The 18,176-nt window shown below is 69.4% G+C and carries 15 protein-coding genes and 1 pseudogene; 2 read left to right on the forward strand and 14 right to left on the reverse strand.

Annotated elements, in window-relative coordinates; translation table 11 throughout:
* Positions 1 to 230 precede the first annotated feature (230 nt).
* The 6 genes from CP970_RS43445 to CP970_RS43470 form a co-directional block, all read right to left on the reverse strand.
* A complete protein-coding gene (locus CP970_RS43445; RefSeq protein WP_224059074.1) occupies positions 231 to 1,295 on the reverse strand; it encodes a sensor histidine kinase in 1,065 nt (354 codons plus the stop codon).
* Positions 1,296 to 1,517: 222 nt separating this feature from the next.
* Complete coding sequence (gene cseB, locus CP970_RS43450; protein WP_055550633.1) at positions 1,518 to 2,255, reverse strand: two-component system response regulator CseB; 738 nt, start codon at positions 2,253 to 2,255, stop codon at positions 1,518 to 1,520.
* 113 nt (positions 2,256 to 2,368) lie between these two features.
* On the reverse strand, positions 2,369 to 3,313 hold the full coding sequence (locus CP970_RS43455) for an endonuclease/exonuclease/phosphatase family protein (protein WP_079043712.1): 945 nt from the start codon (positions 3,311 to 3,313) through the stop codon (positions 2,369 to 2,371).
* Positions 3,314 to 3,486: 173 nt separating this feature from the next.
* Positions 3,487 to 4,524 (reverse strand): D-alanyl-D-alanine carboxypeptidase family protein, encoded by a 1,038-nt coding sequence (locus CP970_RS43460; RefSeq protein ID WP_224059076.1) that lies wholly within the window; start codon positions 4,522 to 4,524, stop codon positions 3,487 to 3,489.
* Positions 4,525 to 4,696: 172 nt separating this feature from the next.
* Positions 4,697 to 5,299 (reverse strand): HutD/Ves family protein, encoded by a 603-nt coding sequence (locus CP970_RS43465; RefSeq protein ID WP_079043711.1) that lies wholly within the window; start codon positions 5,297 to 5,299, stop codon positions 4,697 to 4,699.
* Between the two features lie 114 nt (positions 5,300 to 5,413).
* On the reverse strand, positions 5,414 to 5,677 hold the full coding sequence (locus CP970_RS43470; RefSeq protein ID WP_055550629.1) for a hypothetical protein: 264 nt from the start codon (positions 5,675 to 5,677) through the stop codon (positions 5,414 to 5,416).
* Between the two features lie 767 nt (positions 5,678 to 6,444).
* Here CP970_RS43470 and CP970_RS43475 point away from each other — a divergent pair.
* Entirely contained in the window at positions 6,445 to 7,611 is a 1,167-nt protein-coding gene (locus tag CP970_RS43475; protein ID WP_150494709.1) for a hypothetical protein, read from the forward strand.
* A gap of 109 nt (positions 7,612 to 7,720) precedes the next feature.
* On the opposite strand, the pseudogene CP970_RS43480 reads toward CP970_RS43475, so the two are convergent.
* Positions 7,721 to 8,220 (reverse strand): annotated as a pseudogene (locus CP970_RS43480) (transposase family protein).
* A gap of 213 nt (positions 8,221 to 8,433) precedes the next feature.
* Here CP970_RS43480 and CP970_RS43485 point away from each other — a divergent pair.
* On the forward strand, positions 8,434 to 10,368 hold the full coding sequence (locus tag CP970_RS43485; protein ID WP_055550677.1) for an SMI1/KNR4 family protein: 1,935 nt from the start codon (positions 8,434 to 8,436) through the stop codon (positions 10,366 to 10,368).
* 943 nt (positions 10,369 to 11,311) lie between these two features.
* Here the strand turns inward: CP970_RS43485 and CP970_RS43490 are convergent.
* The 7 genes from CP970_RS43490 to CP970_RS43520 form a co-directional block, all read right to left on the reverse strand.
* Positions 11,312 to 12,292: an alpha/beta hydrolase gene (locus CP970_RS43490; protein ID WP_055546819.1), complete on the reverse strand. Its 981-nt coding sequence runs from the start codon at positions 12,290 to 12,292 to the stop codon at positions 11,312 to 11,314.
* A gap of 159 nt (positions 12,293 to 12,451) precedes the next feature.
* Complete coding sequence (locus CP970_RS43495) at positions 12,452 to 12,664, reverse strand: hypothetical protein (RefSeq protein WP_055546821.1); 213 nt, start codon at positions 12,662 to 12,664, stop codon at positions 12,452 to 12,454.
* Positions 12,661 to 13,851, reverse strand: coding sequence for a bifunctional class I SAM-dependent methyltransferase/NUDIX hydrolase (locus CP970_RS43500; protein WP_055546823.1), 1,191 nt, complete (start codon positions 13,849 to 13,851; stop codon positions 12,661 to 12,663). Before CP970_RS43500 ends, CP970_RS43495 begins: the two co-directional genes overlap by 4 nt.
* 28 nt (positions 13,852 to 13,879) lie before the next feature.
* Complete coding sequence (locus CP970_RS43505; RefSeq protein WP_107098912.1) at positions 13,880 to 14,812, reverse strand: NUDIX domain-containing protein; 933 nt, start codon at positions 14,810 to 14,812, stop codon at positions 13,880 to 13,882.
* 96 nt (positions 14,813 to 14,908) lie between these two features.
* Complete coding sequence (locus tag CP970_RS43510) at positions 14,909 to 15,418, reverse strand: NUDIX domain-containing protein (RefSeq protein ID WP_224059078.1); 510 nt, start codon at positions 15,416 to 15,418, stop codon at positions 14,909 to 14,911.
* A 23-nt stretch (positions 15,419 to 15,441) separates the two neighbouring features.
* The gene (locus CP970_RS43515) at positions 15,442 to 17,433 is read right to left on the reverse strand and encodes an ATP-binding cassette domain-containing protein (protein ID WP_079043452.1); all 1,992 of its coding nucleotides are present in this window, start codon (positions 17,431 to 17,433) and stop codon (positions 15,442 to 15,444) included.
* Positions 17,430 to 17,864: an NUDIX domain-containing protein gene (locus CP970_RS43520; RefSeq protein WP_224059079.1), complete on the reverse strand. Its 435-nt coding sequence runs from the start codon at positions 17,862 to 17,864 to the stop codon at positions 17,430 to 17,432. The genes CP970_RS43515 and CP970_RS43520 overlap by 4 nt, the downstream gene beginning before the upstream one ends.
* Positions 17,865 to 18,176 lie beyond the last annotated feature (312 nt).

The following is an 18,176-nucleotide window of genomic DNA, read 5'->3' on the forward strand; positions in this document are numbered from 1 at the left end:
CCCGCGTCCCGGCACCGAAATTTTCCGGCCAACGTGGGGAGGGCGGCCCCGTCGCGCGGTCCAGCGATTTTCCCTGTGGCGCGCGGCTGACAACGCGTCACCCGTGATTGGTGAATTCGGCTGGAAACTCATTGTCACGGAACGTGCACGCTGAAATTTGTGCACCGCCGTTATGGGCCATACCTATTCACCGGATCCGATACTCAATCATTTAATGCGCGTGCCGTGATTCAACTCACTGGTGGTTTATCGGTGGGCTCACCGGTGGGGTAGCGGCAGAGGTCAAGAGTGGCGATGGCCCCTCCGTCCGGCGCGTTGGCGAAGGTCAGCCGGGCGCCGAGGACCGCTGCCTGGCCGAGTGCGATGGTCAGTCCGAGCCCGTGGCCGCGTCCGCGCTCGGCGGCTTCCGTGCGGAAGCGCTGGGGACCGTGGGCCAGCAGGTCGGCGGGGAAGCCGGGACCGTGATCGCGTACGGCGATCCGGGTCCCGGTGACGGTGACCTGGACGGGGGCGGCGCCGTGCCGCTGCGCGTTGGTGACGAGGTTGGTGACGACGCGCTCCACCCGGCGCGGGTCGGTACGCACGACGTCCGTGCCCCGGACGCACACGTCGTCGACGCCACCGAGGCGTCGGACCACGTCGGTGACCAGCTCGCCCAGGGGGACCTCGTCGAGCCGGGCCTGCTCGACCCCGGCGTCGAGGCGGGAGATCTCCAGGAGGTCCTCGGTCAGGCCGCGCAGCGTGCGCACCTCGGTGCGGACCAGGTCCGCGGCCTCGTCGTGCTCGGGGAGCAGGCCCGCGGCGGTGACCAGCCCCATCAGCGGGGTGCGCAGTTCATGGGCCACGTCAGCGGTGAAGCGCCGTTCCGACTCCAGCCTCTGCTGGAGGGCTGCGGCCATGACGTCCATGGCCGTGGACATCTCGGTGATCTCGTCGCGGGCCCGGCCGGGGTGCCCGATGCGGGCGTCGAGGTCCCCGTCGGCGATCTTGCGGGCGGTGCGGGCGCCGTGGCGCAGCCGCCGGTTGATCGGCTCGGTGGCGAGCGCGGCGAGGGGGACGACGACGGCGAGGGCGGCGAGCACGGCCTTGACGATGCTGCGGTCAAGGAGCTGGAGCCCGCGCACCTCGGCGCTCATGTCCGTGCGCACGACGAGCACCTTGTCGCCGACGGACACGGCCGCCCACATCCAGTACCAGTTCGGTGGCTTCTCGTCGTACCAGAGGGCGTACTCGCCGCTCCGGCCCAGCCCCGCGAGGTCGCGGGCCAGGGGCGCTGGCACTTCGTCGCGCGTCATGAGGTCGGCGGCCGCGGGCCTTTCGCCGGTACGGGCGTACTCCTGCTCGGCGGCGTGCAGTTGAGTGACAGCGCGGTCGCGTCCCGCCCGTTGCCCGTGGTCTTGCGTCGACTGGTGGACGAGCAGACCGATGACCGTGGCGACCGCGCAGCAGGCGGCCGCGGTCAGAGCGGCGATCTTCCAGCGCAGGGCGCGGGGTTGAGGAATCCCATGGCCGCCGTTTCAGGACCGGTCGAGTTTGTAGCCGAAGCCGCGGACGGTCTTGATGCGGTCCGCGCCGATCTTCTTGCGCAGCCGCACCACGCACAGGTCGACGACCCGGGTGTCGCCCTCCCAGCCGTAGTCCCAGACCTCGCGCAGCAGTCGGCGCCGGTCGAGCACGATGCCGGGGTGCTCGGCGAACGCCAGGAGCAGGCGCAGCTCGGTGGGTGTGAGGGGGACGGTCGCGCCCGCCCGGCTCACCGTCAGGCCGCGGAGGTCGATGGCCAGGTCACCGAAGACGAGCGGGTCGGATCCGGTACCGGTATCAGAGCCGGGGCCGGGGTCGGCCGCTGGCTCGGCCGCCCCTGGGTGGAACGTGGCACGGCGCAACAGCACCCGGATCCGGGCGACCATGATGCCGATGTCGACGGGTTTGACCACGTAGTCGTCGGCCCCGGCCTCGAGACCGGACACGACGTCGAGGGCGTCGCCGCGGGCGGACATCATCAAGATGGGTACGAGGCTCTCGTCGCGGATGCGTCGGCACAGGCCGATGCCGTCCAGGCCCGGCAGCATGACGTCCAGGACGAGCAGATCGTGCTGTCCGGCCCGGAACGCCTCCAGGCCCCCGAGACCGTCCTCGGCGACCGAGACGTCGTATCCGTAGCGCTCGAGCGCGAGTTGGACGGCGCGGCGGATGACCGCGTCATCTTCGACCACGAGCACGCTGACCGCGCTCGGGACGGGGGATTCGGACAAGGACTTACCTTCCCAAAACGTTCCTGCCGACTGGTGATCGAATCGTAGCCACGCGGCGGTCCGCCCCTGGACAGGCCGCGTGCTCCGTAAGAGGCATACGGCGGGCGGTGGGGTCACCAGCGCAGGGAGGCCGCGACCGGAAGATGATCACTGCCGGTGGCGGGCAGGGTCCACGAGGAAACCGGAGTCATCCCCTTGACCATGATCTGGTCGAGGCGGACCACCGGGAACGAGGCGGGCCACGTGAAGCCGAACCCGGCACCCGCGTCGCGCTGAGTCGAACGCAACTGGCGGGTCAGGGGATCCAGCGCCGAGTCCTCGGCCGCCCCGTTGAAGTCACCGGCCACGACGACCCGGGCAAGCCGCTCGGCCCGCACGGCATCGGCCAGTTTCCCCGCCGACGCGTTGCGGCGCTCCGTGGTGAACCCGGAGGTGGGCATGACACGTACGGAGGCGAGGTGTGCGACGTAGAGGGCAACAGGCCCCTTCGGGGTGTCGACCGTGGCGCGCAGGGCCCGAGTCCAGGGCATGATGTCCACCGGCCGCACGGCCTTGAGCGGGTGTTTGCTCCACACCCCGACGCCCTCGCGCACCGCGGAGTACCGGTAGGTGGGCGCCAGTTCGCGCTCGTACGTCGAGACGGCGGGGCGGGACAGTTCCTCCAAGGCCACGACGTCGGCACCCGAGGCGGCCAGCGCCCGCGCGGTCCCGCGCGGGTCGCGGTTCTCCTCATGGACGTTGTGGCCGACCACGACCAAGTCCCCACCACTGGAGCGCTTGTCGAGAAACACGCCCGCGAACAGGGAGCACCAGGTGACAGCGGGGACCAGGACAGCGACGGCCGCGAGAGCGGAGCGGCGCGCCACGGCGGCCGCCATCAGCGCCAGCACACTCAGGCCCATCCAGGGCAACACCGTCTGCAGCAGACTGCCGAGGTTGCCGACGCCGTTGGGAACGCGGGTGTTGAAGGCCATGACCAGGGCGCAGAGCACGGCGACAGCGGCGACGATCCGCCCCCGTCGCCACATACCTGCGCGCCATGCGCGGGCACGCCGCATACCTGTGCGCCACATTTCTGTGCGCCATGTGCCCGTGTGTGACATGTCGACTGGTGTCGCCGGTTCCGACGGTGTCGCCGGTTCCGACGGTGCCACCGGTTCCGCCGGTGCCACCGGTTCCGCTGGTTCCGCCGCGGGACGGGAGCCGTTGCTGGTGACCGTGACGTTCTCACTCATCGACGGCCGTCCCTGCCGTCGCCGTACGCCGCGAGGGCGGCGGGCAACCGCTCCTGGAGGGCATCGAGAAGTCGCTCACTGCTCTCCAGGGCCGCCTGATTTCCCTCGGTAGGCGAGGTGCCCACGCGCTGGGAGAGGACGACGCCGTATACGACGTGGTGGCTCGTGCCGTCCGGAATCTCGGCCGCCCACATCAGGTTGCCGCCCGCGGGGGTGCTGGATCCGGTCTTCAAGCCGATCACACCGGGCCGTTCGAGGAGCTTGTTGGTGTTCCGGACCGGTTCGGCTTGACCGGGGAGTTTCGTGCTGCGCAGGGCCACTGTCGCGCGCAGCGCCGGTTCCTTCATCGCCTCGCGGGCGAGTCTGAGCTGGTCGGCGGCGGTGGACCGGGTGGTGGACTCGAAACCGCTGGCACCGGTGTACGTGGTGTGGACCATCCCGAGCCGAGCTGCCGCGGCGTTCATCTTCGCCGTGAACTTCTTCTGACTGCCGGAGTCCCAACGGGCCAGCAACCGGGCGACATTGTTCCCGGACGGCAGCAGCATCAGCTCCAGCAGCTTGCGCTGGGACAACAGCTGTCCCTGGCGCACGGGTGCGGTGGACTCGCTGAGCGAGTGAGCCTCGGCAGCGGCCTGCTCGTCGACCTTGACGACGGGTCCGTTCTCGCCGCCCTTCAGCGGATGCTCTTTCAAGATCACGTATGCGGTCATCACCTTGGTGAGGCTGGCGATCGGCACCGGCTGCTGTGCCCCCTTGACGCCGAGGGCCCCGGCCTTCTCCACCGCCAGGGCCGTCTGCCCCTCCTCGGGCCACGGCAGGTCCAGCCGGTCGGCGACCGCCCGTGGCATCGAGGACTGCTGCGCGACGGCGTTCCCACGGTCGCCCGCGCCGCTGTCACCCCCGTCGGCGAAAGCGAGCAGCCCCCCGGTGCAACCGGCGAGCAGCGCCGCAGTCAGGGCCCACGTCGTACGCCGACGGCCCCGCGAAGACCCCCCGAGCACAGCGCGGACAGCACAGTGGGCACGTACGAACACGTCAACCGCCTCCCAAAGCCAGGTACGCGTACACCGAAGATCGGGTACGTGCACAGCCTTCGGGAGGGCGGCTTCCGGGCCATCAGGGCGAAGCTTCCACTGTCGCGCGGTTGTGTATCAGCTGCGTATCAGCCCTTGTCCGGGTGGGGGGGCTGGCTTCCGGCTCGCGCTGTCAGCGCGCCGGGGCGATCCTGATCTCGGCCACGGAGCCGTCGCCACTCAGGGTCAGTGGCCCAGGCCCTTCGTGACGTACGCAGTCGAGAGGACCGAGCGCGGCCTGGTGTCCGTCCGGGGCGGCGACGGTGATGCCCTCGGTGACGGCCATGACGAGGAGGGTCTCACCCGCGGGGCAGACCATCGTGGCCGCCCGCGCGACGCTGACGGGGAGGATCCGCACGTGTGCCGCGGCCCGCCCCCTGCGGGTCATCACATTCATGTCGCGGACGGCGCCTGCCTCCAGCCGGCAGTCCGTCGCCGCGTCGCCGGAAAAAGCGAAGGGGACCAAGGGCGCAACCGATTGCGCTGTCCCCTCCACGGTGAGCACCATGCCGTCGCCCTCGACCAGGGTGATCACACGGTCGATCCCGGGGAAGGAGGAGAAGGGACCTTGCGCGTCCACGTCCGCGACACTCACCCGCCAGTCGAACCCAACCGTGAACTCAGCCGGGACCAGGGGAGTTCGCACGACACCCGACGCGACCTCCCGAGTGATACCGCCACCGTTCTTCCACGGCACACTGGGGTATTCGCTCCAGCGCAGGACACTGGTGCCCATACCGCGCCACCTCCATCTTCATCGTCCGCGGCAAGTCATGTGACCACTGATTCCGGGGCCACCCTACGTGTGGGCCGGGTACGCGGAGCGAGGCGCACATCCCACCGCCGTGGCTCAGGAAGAACGAAGATGCCCATCGACCTGATAGTCCAGTCCCGCCCGGAACTCCAGCCGGGGGATGGCCTCCAGCATCGCTTCGTACAGTTCTAGCGTCACTTCGTAAGCAGCGGTCGCGAGCCACTCATCTTCACGGCCGGGAAAAAGGTCACGGACGCGCAGAATCTCATCACGGGTGAGTTTGGTGAGGTGGGCCAGACGCTCCTCGCTGTCCCACCCGTACAACTGCCATTCGAGCTGCTCACCAACATCGTCGATCATGCAAAAACGATAATCAGTCCAACCGTCAACCGCCAAGCGGCACCAGGCACACCTGAGGCCGGCGCCCACCAACACGTGCCGTCCCGAATACGTCACTTGCCGGGCCCTCAGAGCCGAGACCCCACCCCGCCAAGGTGACGCGAGACCGCGACTCCGACGCGCTCTTTGCCCGAAAGGGCAGACGTCCCATGCAACGGGAACACCGGACAGTCTGGAAGATCTCCACCCGACCGCACAGTGCCCAACTACGCCAGCATGCCCAGAAGTCCACAGGACGCATTGGCTGAGCAATTCGCGCGCGTACGTCAGGACCGTCGCGCTCGGATGAGGCCGCGCTGCCCTGTGGCCAGTGCGGTGAAACCGGGACCTCCACCGGTGTCCGCACCGCACCTGAGCGCCCCGCTTTGTCGGTCCCTTGCAACACCACGTCGTCGATCACGGACTTGGCCTAGGAATGTCCTCGGTAAATAACGTGACCATGCGGCGGCCACCGCTCATGGCGCGGCGCGGAACCCAGGGAAAGAGCCTCTCTTCTTTGCGCGCGGTCTGCTCCGCAGACGCGACGCGCCGCCGCTACGCGGCGGAACCCTCCAGGAACGCTCCGCGTTCCACTGTGATCTGCTCCGCAGACACGGCACTCCACCGCTCCGCGGCGGATCACCACACCGGTCGTATGCGTGGACGACTCGTACCGGGTGGCATGGTGGACTGAACGACAGACCAGATGCCCGGGGCGATGCGGCGACGTAAGGATAGAAAGGATAGATGTGAACGTGCACTCCTACCGGACGCCGTCGGTAGAGCAGTTGGCCGCAGCCGTGGAACGCGTAGCACCGCGGGACCCGGGCCGCTGGGAGGAGCGGGAGCCCGTCGCCGGACTGGGCGGGATCGCAGCGAAGGTGTCGACGGCACGGGCCCGTCAGCTGTGGATGGTCGTGGGCATGTGGAACCGGGCAGTGGACCGCGCCGAAGTCCCGGATCGAGCGCGGCGCTCGGTGTCCCAGTTGTTCACAGCGAGGGCGCTTCGAGAGTTCTGGGATCTGGCGCAGGCAGGGGAACTGCGGGTCCTGGAACCGGAGCAGGGCCGGGACGCGAAGCTGCCGCCTGCGACGCTGCGGATCGTGCGGGACTGTCTGAGGATCCTGGCCGAACTGGTGTTGCCGGACGCCGACGCGGTGTGGCTGCCCTCCGTGGCGCAGCCCGAGCCCAAGGCGACGGTGCGGCCTGATTCGCTGGGAGTGCTGTACCGCCGCCTGGCGGACATGGCGGTGACGAGCCCTTTGGAGAGAGACGGGCTGGCTTTGTCGTACGAAGACCGGACGCGGTTGCTGGCGATGCTGTCGATCGTGCTCGACGCCGCGCCACGCTCCGGTGAGCTCGCAGCGTTGCAGCTGACTGACCTGACACCGGGGGAGCGAGCCGTGGGGGTGCGGCGCAGGCAGCAGAAGGCGCCGCCGAACCGCGCCGAGGAGATCGCCGCGCTCGCCGAGGTCGATCCGTCATCGGTGCGGGCGGTGCTGTGGGGCAGCAGGCAGCAGGTGTCCGAGGCCACCTATCAGCGGATCGTGGCGGCGCAGAGAGAGTTGGAACCGCTGCCGGAGGTTGAGTGGTACACCCTTCGAGAGGGTAGTCGCGTGGCGGTGCGGCGCTGGCTAGAGGTGCGTGAGCGGCTGCTGGAGTCGCTTCCGCTCAGGGGAGGCCGGTCGGGGCTGTGGGTGACGCTCGTACCGACGAAGGCAGGCCCGCCGGGGATCACCCTGCGCCCCCAAGGGCTGACCCAGGCCTTCGCGCGGGGGATGACCGCACTGAACTGGCTGATGGCCGGTCAGTACGGGTGGGAGCCGATGCCGGTGAGGATGGAGCAGGTGCGCCGGGCGGTTGTGGTGGAGCCGACCGAGCTCTCCGACCGGCTCCACCTGCCACCGACGTGTTGACCTTGGGGGCGCCCGGCGAATTCGCCCTCGGCACTTGCGGTGTCGTCCTAAAGCGTTTTGCACGAGGCGGCGTTCAGCCAGGTCAGGGCCTGTGATCGCGGTTCTCTGGTCATGAGGCGAGGGTGAGGTTGTGCATGTGGGCGACGGCCTGGACGGCGTGGTGGAGGCCGCCGCCGTGCTGTCGGCAGGCGCGGAGGATCTTGTAGTTCTTCATCCGGCCGATCACATGCTCCACCCGGGCGCCGGACCATGCAGCGGGCGGTGTACGTTCGCGGAGTAGCGGTAGTTGCGGCTGGCCGCGCCGATGTGCCGGTCACGGACCGGAACCAGGGTGCCGTCCACGATCCACAGTCGCTCTGCGGCGTCGGCCGGGCGGGAGAGGGGCTCCAGCGCAAGCAGCGGCCCGAGCTTTGGGATCACACGGCACACGGTGAAGGAGGAGATGCCGAACAGCGGCGCCAGCTGCCGCATGGTCAGGTTTGTGCGGTAAGTACACCGCCACCACCAGCACCCGTTCGGCCAGGCGGCAGACTCCACGGCCGACCCAGCATCGTTGCCGTTGCCGTTGCCGTTGCCGTTGTCGCCCCGCTCCCGGACTGCCTGCAGCATCCCGCCGAGTGAGCCCCGTGTCACCCTTCAGGAAGCCTGGCGATCAACGCCCACGAAGATCTTGGATGAGCCCGGTTTCTCTCTAGGGATCGTGAGCTGCATCGACGCCCGGCATGCGTGGGTGAGGTTGCAGTGATGCCGTGCCGTCACACGGTGGCCCGTCCTGCGCCTCGTGGATGGGCGTTGTCAGTGCCGGGTGCGACGATCGCCCACATGACTGAGACGGATGGCGCGAGTGACGACTGGCGGGGGTTCCTCACGCGATGGAGCGCGGAGTGGGCGGACGCATACGATCCCGATGAAGTGCAGGAAGCGGGCGATGAGGAGGCCCGTCGCACCCGCTGGCTCGGCTTCGAACCCGCGACGCCCGAGCGGATCGCGGCCCTCGAAGAACGCCTCGAGCACCGACTGCCACCGTCGTACCGGACGTTCCTGGAGGTCACCGACGGCTGGCGGCATGCGGGCGGGTTCGTGTGGCTGCTCGCGGGCACGGACACGGCCAACTGGCACGAGGACGACGCGGGACTCGCCGAGATCTATCAGGAGGACTTGGACGAGAACGCGACGCGGGAGGAGGTCCTGGAAGCCACGATCTGGACCCGAGGGCTCGAGCTGGCCGTGGAATCCGACGCCATGACCGTCATGCTGGACCCGGAAGACGTGGACGCGCACGGCGAATGGGCGGTGTACACGTGGGCGCCCTGGCGCGCCAGTCCTCCTGAACGGCACGCGTCCTTCTGGGAGTTCATGCAGGATGCCTACCGGGAGTTCCACAGCTTGCGGGCGGGAGCCGACGACGCGCCGGAATTCGTGAACGCCACGACCGAGGCGCTGGACGCCGAGGTGGAGCAGGCGCGGCGTGACGCGCTGCGCGGCGACTTCGAGCGGGCCGAAGCGGTCTTCGCGCAGGCGCGGGCGTTCGGCAGGCCCCGCGCCGGGGCGCTGAGGGACCAGATCGTGTGGCTGCTCGGCGACCGATACTCCACGCACTTCGACGGGCTCGCTGCCGACCCGGTGTACGCGCCGGATCTGCTCCCCGCCCTGATCGCCGGTCGCGGGGGGCGGCCCTGGCATGGCGAAGGAGCATACGCGGGCTACGTGCGTGGCAGGTCCGACGAGGTGTGCACGCTGGAGCGGCTGATACTGCGGCAACTGCGGGAGGGCACCTACGCGTACACCGCACCAGGGCCGTTTGGCGACGCCGTGCAGGCGGCCCGGGAACAGGCGCGGTGGGGCGAGACGGACGCGGCCTGGCGGACGCTGCTGATCGCGCTGCCCCAGTGGCAGCCACTGGGTGTCGACCACCTCGCGCCAGTGGGCCTCGCCGCCGACCCGCTGCTCGGTCCGCTGCTCACGCAGGAGCGGGGTCGGGCGCTGCTGGCTACCCCCAGAGGCGAGGAGGCCACCGGCAGTGGGAGCGTGGCGGTCGACGAGGACCCCCCGGGCATGGCCTGGCTCGCGGAACGGCCTTCTACCGGCCAGCGCCAAGGGTACCGATTCCTCCTCGTCGAGGGCGTAGAGCCCGACGCGCTGCCCACCCTCATCGGCGCCGAGGACGGCGCGGAGCTGTTCGAGCCCATGACCCTGTGGGATGCGCGCTCGAAGCTACGGTCGGGTGGGACGTCCTCCTCGTACGACGACAAGGCACTGGTCGCCGTTGGTCGAGCCGGGGGCGGCTGGAGCTTCGCATTCGACGGTATGCCAAAGCCGTTCAATGAGGCGCGGTTCACCTCACCGGCCGTCGCCGCCTCACGACACGGCCGTGCCGTGGTGGTCTGGGCCTCACCCGACGACTTCGGCAGGGGCGCTCTGTTCCACCTTTCTGTGGCCGAACGCGCCACAGAACGTTACGCGTTCACGGTCCTGGGGGAACGGTGTGACCGCTCCGGAGAGATTCCGCAGGACCTGGACCCGGACCGACTCTTCCCCGAGCTTCGAAGCGGCGGCCAGAACCGGGAACTGCCGGGCGAGGCCGCCGCCCTGACGGCGATCGCCACGACGTTCGGTGCCACGCTGCCTCGCTTTGCCCTCGATGACGGCCGACTGCACACCTTTGTCACCCGTTCCTGGACACGCCCGCCGGGCGCCGGCGAGACGTACATAGTCATCACCTCCGGCCCACCTGGAGCACATACCTCAGACGCGTGAACTCCCCGCTGCGGGTAGGCAATTCCCTGGTTCCCGTCCAGCATCGCGATCTGCTGGACGGCCGCGCACGCCTGTCACCCACCAGGCCGTGGCTGAACAGCTACCCGCCACCCGCCACCCGCCGCGACGCCGTTACCACCTGCTGTCGGCGTACTTGAGAATGTGCTCAGTAGGTGAGTCTGTCGGGGATCTTGGTGGAGGCATTGTCGACGGTGGGCGGCGACGTTGTGCTCACAGCTGGTGAAACTTCGGCGGGGCTGGAGGCGCCCGTGATCATCTCCGGTAACGGTGTCAGCTGCGCGTGTTCCGTCAGGCTCATTGGCGCGGGAGGCCCTACCAGCCGAGGAATTTCTGGAGAGTGGTGGGCGACCAAGACCGACACCCGAGGTGCGTTCATCATCGCCGATGCGGCCGGGCACTCGAGATAGACGTCTAGAGGGTCGCCGAGCGGGACTTACTCATCGCTTTCGACGACGACCTGGTCGCCGAGGCGAACCGGCTCCGCGGCCTGTTCGCGCAGGTCCACCCGCACTTGGACAGGATGCTGGGCCCGCACATGCAGCACCCGGGCGTCCTGGTCGTGTTGAAGCGGTTCGGCTCGCCCTCGGCTGACCGACGAGATCTTCACCGCGCTCGAACAGACCGTCACCGATGCGGCCGCAATGATCGTCCCGAACCTGGCCCGGTCCCTGGCCGCCGTTCTCGAACAGCGCCATCTGCTGGAGCAGCGACTCGCTTCCTCAGCCCGGTCGAGTTCGAGGAGAAGCACTACGCCGAGCAGGCGACGGCCGAAGCAATGAACCTGAAACCCCGTCAACCCGCTCTGACCATCCGCTCAGCACCTCCTGTGCAGCGGGGAACCCCACTCGGGCGACCGGGTCCGGGGTGGGACCGCCTGGTCGCGGTCGCACCGGGTCTACCCGCTCGGGACCCGAGCGGGACGTCAGTCCGCCGCCAGCACCCGCTCCAGCCAGGAACGACGGGCCTGCCACGCCGCCCGGCTGATGACCGCGTCCGGGACCACCAGGTCGAACGTGTGATAGCCGCCGGACCACACATGCAGCTCGGCAGAGCCGCCGGCCCGCCAGATCCGGTCGGCGTAGGCGACGGCCTCGTCGCGTAGCGTCTCCGCAGAGCCGACGTCGATGAAGGCGGGCGGCAGTCCGGACAGATCCGTGGCGCGGGCAGGCGCGGCGTAGGGCGACACGTCCGGGCCCCCACACTCGGAACCGAGCAGGGCCTTCCACCCGAAGCCGTTCCAGCCACGATCCCAGACATCGACACCGTCCATCTGATGGGCTGAAGCACTGTCGTTGCGGTCGTCGAGCATCGGGCACATCAGCAACTGCCCGACCAGCCGTGGACCGCCCTTGTCGCGCACCGACAAAGTCAGCGCGGCAGCCAGGCCACCGCCAGCACTTGTCCCCGCGACGACGATCCGGTCCGCGTCCAAGCCGAGTTCGGCCGCGTGCTCAGCGGTCCACAGCAGCCCGGCGTAGACATCGTCGAGCGGTGCGGGATGCGGATGCTCCGGCGCGAGCCGGTATCCTGCCGAGATCAGCGACGCCCCCAACCGCTCGGCCTCGTCCAGCAGCGGTTCGAGGAAGAACAGGTGCCGCGGATCGCCGCTGAAGTAGCCGCCGCCATGCACGAAGTAGATGGCCGGGCGCGACGCGGCCAGGCCCGAAACGGCGGCAGGCGTGCAGATCAGCAGCTCGGCCTCTGAAGTACCGGACGCCCCCGGAACCGAGCGTGAAGTGACCTCGAACCGCCCGCCCCGTCGCAGGTCGTCGAGCGGCGGCACCTCTGCGGCGTCTTCGGCCCGGACCATTGGCAGCCGCTCCAGGCTCATCGGGCCCGAACCGGCCCCATGCACCGCCCGGTATCCGTCCAGCAGCGCCGCATCGAAAGGTATTGCCACCATCAGTCCACCTTCATCAGAATTCGCACGCCCCCCCGGGGATGGCGATCGTGTGCTCCGAATGCGCGCCCCGCGATCCATCGCTGGAAGCGAGAGCCCAGCCGCCGGAGGCAGTTTAGATCTTGCTCTACGTGGCCAACCCCCAGGGTTCCAGGGCCCGCGTCAGGCCGGGACACAGCACCAGGCGGGAGCGTGCGGCGTCTTCTGTACGGCTGCCAGGACGGCGGCCTCCCACACTGTGGCGTGCAGGCTCACGACCGCGACCAGAGGGATGGCAACCGTGCTGAGCGAGGAGCCCAGCACGTCGCTGGCCTGGTCCGTCCAGTACAGGCGGAAGTCGCGGTGGCGCCACAGGCTCGACTCTGTGGGTGTCACGTCAGGCCGTCCGCCGTTGTGCGATGGGCGAAGGGGGTGAAGTGCGTGGGCGTGTGGTCGATGGGCAGGTCGGGGCGCCACGCCGTGAGGATGTTGGCGCTGCACTCGAATAGGTCGGAGGGGAGATCGTCGAGCGGACACCAGCGCCAGTCGCCGACGCTCTCGCCCGGCTGAGTGGCGGGCTTGCCTTCCCAGGCGGTGACGACTGCGCCGATGGTGACGCGTAGGACATCGCCGACGTGATCGACGAGCGTGCCCAGGAGGATGACGTCCTCGGTGCGCGTGGTCAGTCCGGTCTCCTCGGCGAGTTCACGCACGACTGCCTCTTCCAGGGCTTCGCCCGCTTCCACGGTGCCGCCGGGCAGCTCGGTGGTGCCGAGGCGGTGGTGGCCCATGAGCAGGCCGTGGTCGCCAAGGACGATGGCGCCCACGCCGAGGGCCGCATGCGGGGCGGGAGGCCGTCGAGTGCGTGGCCGACTGGAGATCCGTGTACGTCGTTCCGGAAGCCTCCGTGCACGGATGAGCTGATGGACGACCGGGTTCTCCGCGTCGGGTGCGCTCAGCAGGTTCATGGCTTCGACCCGGAAGCCGTACGAGGTCAGCAGGTCCTCCCATAGGTGGGGGACGAGGACGAACATGTCGACGGGAATCGCTGGCTCCTTGCGCAGAAGCAGCTGCTGCTCGCGCGGTGCGACGGTGGTAGACGGCCCGCGGCCATGAAGGTCTGTGTGGAGGACCGAGAAGATGAGTGGGGCGTCCGCGATCAGCGCGTCGCGCAGGGCGGGCAGGGAAGTGTGCGGATCAACGTAGGCGAGACTGCCGACCGCATACGCGGCGTCGTACGGATCGGCCGTCCGTAGGTGCTCGATGACGTCCCCGTGTACCCAGTTGACACCTGCTTCGGTGCTGTAGTGGCGGGTGGCGCGGGCGTGCTGGGTGGTGGACAACTCGATCGCGGTGACGCGAGCGCCGTGGGCGCGGGCCAGATGGACGGCGTGGTGACCGGAGCCGGATCCGATGTCCAACACTCGCTTGCCGACGAGGCCGCCGAGAACCTCGCTGCCCGGTCCGACACCCTCCCACGGAGCCCACGAGATGTCCCCGGGTACGGGTGGCATGAAGCCGTGATCGAGCTGTCGTTGGCCGTAGAGCGTCCAGGCTTGGGCGTTGACGTCCTCGGTGGGCACGGTGCCTCCTGGGCGGGTGTGATGCGGATCAGGTGTGCGTGCTGAGGTAGGCGGGGCCCTGGCCGCGCCGGGCTCGTTCGACCGCGTCCAGTCGGGCGAAGGACGTGGGCGCCATCAACTCCCGCCACGCGGCCATGTCGTGGACGGCCCACATGTCGTGCTCGGTGGGATCGAGGCGGACGGACCGCAACTGGTCGGCGGTCAGCTGGCCTCCGTCGAAGATGAGACCCACCTTTTTCAGCGGCATGTGGGGCCCGGCGTGCAGGAAGTGCGTCAGGAGCAGGCCGGGCGCGTCCAGGCCGAGTTGGAGGCCGATCTCTTCGACCGTTTCCCGCTGGGCGGTCCGGAGCGGGTCTTCGCCTTGGGTATCGAGGTTGCCGCCGGGGAACTGCCACTGACGCGATCCGTAGACCGAGCGCAGCTGCACCGGTCGGTCGTGCTCGTCACGGACGTAGAGGCAGCCGTACACCGTGTGGTGGGGAACGGCCTGCGCGTACTTCGTGGGCGTCATCGGCAGGGGGAGTCCGGGCCGGGCAGGGCGGTGGTCGAACTCGAAGACCAGGGGGCCGAGCGCCTCCTGGTCCAGCGAGTAGATGGCGCGAAGGTTCGACAGGAGTTCCCCGCGGGGTACGTCGGGGTCGATGCGGGAGGCATCCTCCGCGTTGAGGAGATCCTCGAACGAGGCGTATGGAGTGATCCGCTTCACGATGACGTCGCGCTCCTGGTCGCTGTCCCGGTCGTGGAAGACGACGGCATCTCCTGCCTCGACGGCGGCCTTCGGCGGGGTGGCGACGCGGATCTCGATCGTCTTGCGACCTGACTCCACCTGCCGGTAGTAGCGGTCCATGAGGCGGAAGTGATGTTGGCGCCGCGGCAACGGTTCGGCCTCGTCGTGCGTGCTCGACGGCGTGTGGCGTGCATCGGTGTTGCCGTGGTCTTCGTCGTTCTGGGTGGTGAGCATGTGTGAAGGCTGCCCCCTTCTCGGTAGCGGTTTCCGGCCGAGGCGGCGGAGTTGCTGAGCGTGCCGCCCGCGTCGGTCGTGGGGATGCGGACGACGTCAGGACCAGCCCATGGGGAGGTAGGAGGTGCCGCGGGTGATCGCCTGTACGGCGACGCGCGTGTACTCGACGATGGGCTCGGGCAGGCTGTCCAGCGGCCACCAGCGCCACTCGGTGCAGCAATCCGGCTCGCGTACGACCGGCTCGCCCTCCCAGCGCGAGGGGGCGAAGAACAGTCCCAGGCGCGGGCTCGTGCTGCCGGGATCGAGCAGGTCCAGGACGTGGACGAGTGACAAGTCGGCCTGCGGGATGCGCAGTCCGGTCTCTTCCTCCGCTTCCCGGACCATGCAGGCGACGGCGGATTCCGTGGTCTCGCGATGGCCGGCGGGAAGGTGCCAGGTCGAGGGGGCGAGGACCGGCACTTCGGGGGCGAAGGCATGCCGGGGCACGGTACGCAGGGCCTCGTCGACGGCGGGGGTGCGGATGTGGCCGGACTCGGCGAGCTGGTCGGCCAGTTGATGGCGTAGAGCGCCTGCTTCGTCGAGGTCGGTGGTGGGAGATGGGGTCACGGAGGGCCTTTCGGGCGAGTGGGTCATGCGGGGTCCGCGACGGTGGGCTCGGCGGGCTTCGGGATGCTGGCGGTGGGGGCGTACTGGGCGGCCTGCGTGTCGAACATCGCGGCGTACCGGCCGCGTTGGGCGAGGAGTTCGTCGTGCGTGCCGTGCTCGGCGAGGCGTCCTTGGTTGAGGACGTAGATGTGGTCGGCGTGGCGGACGCCGGACATGCGGTGGGTGACCAGGACGACGGCCCGGTTCGGGGCGGCCAGGCGGCGGATGCGGTCGAAGGCCGCGATCTCGGCCTCGGGATCGAGCGCGGAGGTCGGCTCATCGACGATCAGGACGCTGTCCGCCCGCGAGGTGGCGCTGCGCCAGTGGGTGCGGGCCAGGCCCACCTTCTGCCACTCGCCGCCGGACAGTTCAGTGGCGCCGCGGAACATGCGGGCCAGCAGGCTGTGCAGACCGTCGGGGAGTTTGGCGATGACCGCAGCGGCGCCCGCGTAGTCGAGCGACGGCTGCAGGTCCTGCGATGTCCCGGCGTGGGCAGGGCGGCCGATGCGGATGTTCATCGCGGCGGTCACCGGCCAGCGCTGGAAATCCTGGGTCAGCAGGGAGACCCGCTCGAAGTACTGGGCCCGGTCAAGGCCGCTGATGTCCGCCTCGCCCCAGCGCAGCGTGCCTTCCTGGGGCAGCAGCATGCCCGACAGGACCTTCATCAGCGTGCTCTTGCCGGAGCCGTTCTCACCCACCACGGCGGTCACCGACCCCATCGGCAGGGTCAGCGACACCTGCTCCAGGGCCGCCGTGTCACGGTCGGGGTAGCAGTAGGTGACCCGGTCCAGGATGATCTCCTTGACCCGGTCAGGCACCGGGGCGCCGCCCGCGGGGATGGTGCGCCGCGCGGCCTGGGTGAGGAACCGGCCGTGGTCGCGGACGTAGAGGGATTCCTCGTGCAGCCGGTTGATGTTCATCACCAGCCCGCCCAGGCTCGCCGACCCGGTCCGCACCGCGATCACGGCGGTCCCGGCAACGGCGAGGCTCATGTGACCGGCCAAGATCAGCCAGAACATGGCCCCGTAGGTGGCGGCCATGGCCAGTCCGGACAGGGCCGCGGCGACCCACTCGGTGAGGGCTTTGCTGGAGGCGAGGCGTTCCTGTTCGCTCTCGGCGCTCTCGGCCATGCGCTCGTAGCGGCTGAGGAGGAACGGGCCGACGGCATGGAGACGGACCTCCTGGGCGGCGGTGCGCTCGGTGAGGAGATTGCCGATCAGGCGGCTGGCCCGTACGTGCTCGATCCAGCTCAGCACCGACACATACCGCTCCTGGGCCACGCGCATGGCGCCCCAGCCGCGTGGGGCGGCGATGAGGAGCAACAAGGGCAGGAGCAGGGGATGCAGAACGGCGAGGACACTCGCGGTCGTGACCAGAGAGATCAGACCGTTCAGGGCCGCGACACAGGCGCCGATCATGCGGCGGGCGGCGCCGGGCCCCTGCTGGGCGATGTCGACGAGCCGCCGGAAGTCGGGATCCTCGATGGCCTCCAGCTCGACGCCGGCAGCGGCGGCCAGGTACTGGGTGGTGGCGATCCGCTCGATCTTCGGCTCCAGACGCCCTGCGCGGGAGGTGGACCAGGCTGAGAGGGCGGAGTTGGCGACACCGATGGCGGCGGCGGCCAGCAGTCCGGGTAACAGCGCGTGCAACCGCTCGGCGGGGCTGCCGGTTCCGGCGAGCAGCGCGTGCATGACGGCGTTGACGGCGAGCAGCCCCATGGCCGCGGCGATGCCCTGGCCGATCTCGCTGACCGCCACGGCCAGCAGGGCGCGCCGGTCGACCTGCCAGGCCATGCGCAAGGTGGCGCCGACGAGCGAGGGCATGGAGCGCAGCGCCGACATCATGGTCAGATCCAAGCTGGCGTGCTCGTGCTGCGACCAGCCCAGGTCATAGCGCAACGGTCCGCCGAACAGCTCCTGTTCGGCGTCGGACACCCGGGGCTCGGCCATCTTCACCGGTCCGAAGAACCTCTTCACCGGGGACCTCCCGAGGTAGGCCAGTTCATGGCCCGGTAGGACGGGCCGTGGGTGAGCATCTGGAAGATGGCGGCGGTGTAGGGGTGGCAGTCCGGCGAGGGCTTCTCCATCGACACCCAGAACAGCCCGTCGTGCCGGTCCGGCTCGGCGTTGTACGGCTCACCGCTCCAGGACTGCGTCACGAAGACCGCGGTGATCCGATCCGTGCCGCCGGGCTTGTGGTGATGGACCAGCCCGCAGAACTCCTGCTGGTCGGCACGGATACGAACCCCGGTCTCCTCCTCCGCCTCACGTCGCGCCGCGAGGTCCAGTGGTTCGCCGGCTTTGAGATGGCCGCCCACAACGGTGAGTTGTCCCGGCGCGAGGGCCGCATCCGGCTTGCGTCGCACACACAAGACGGCGCCGCTGGACCGGAGCAGGATCTGCGCCACGTCCGCGATCAGTAGATGGGGAGCCTCGGTCAACGCTGTCCCTCCCGCACCAGGCGCTGGACCGTACGCCGGCCGCGCGCGGGGGAGGAATGACGAGCGGAGTGAGTCATGCCAGGTACCTCGGATCCGGTCGTGACCCCTCGGCGAACAGGGCGGCGCGGCCGGAAGCGAACTGACGCGCGATACCCGAGGAGGCGGCAGCGTTTTCGAACGCAGGATGAACGAGCGCAGGGCGGCGTACGGGATGCACGGGGACTCCTCGGGGCGGGATGCGGACAGGTGATCGGGTAACGGGCGATCTGCTGTCGCCGT

The sequence above is a fragment of the Streptomyces kanamyceticus genome, from assembly GCF_008704495.1.
Taxonomy (GTDB): Bacteria; Actinomycetota; Actinomycetes; order Streptomycetales; family Streptomycetaceae; genus Streptomyces; species Streptomyces kanamyceticus.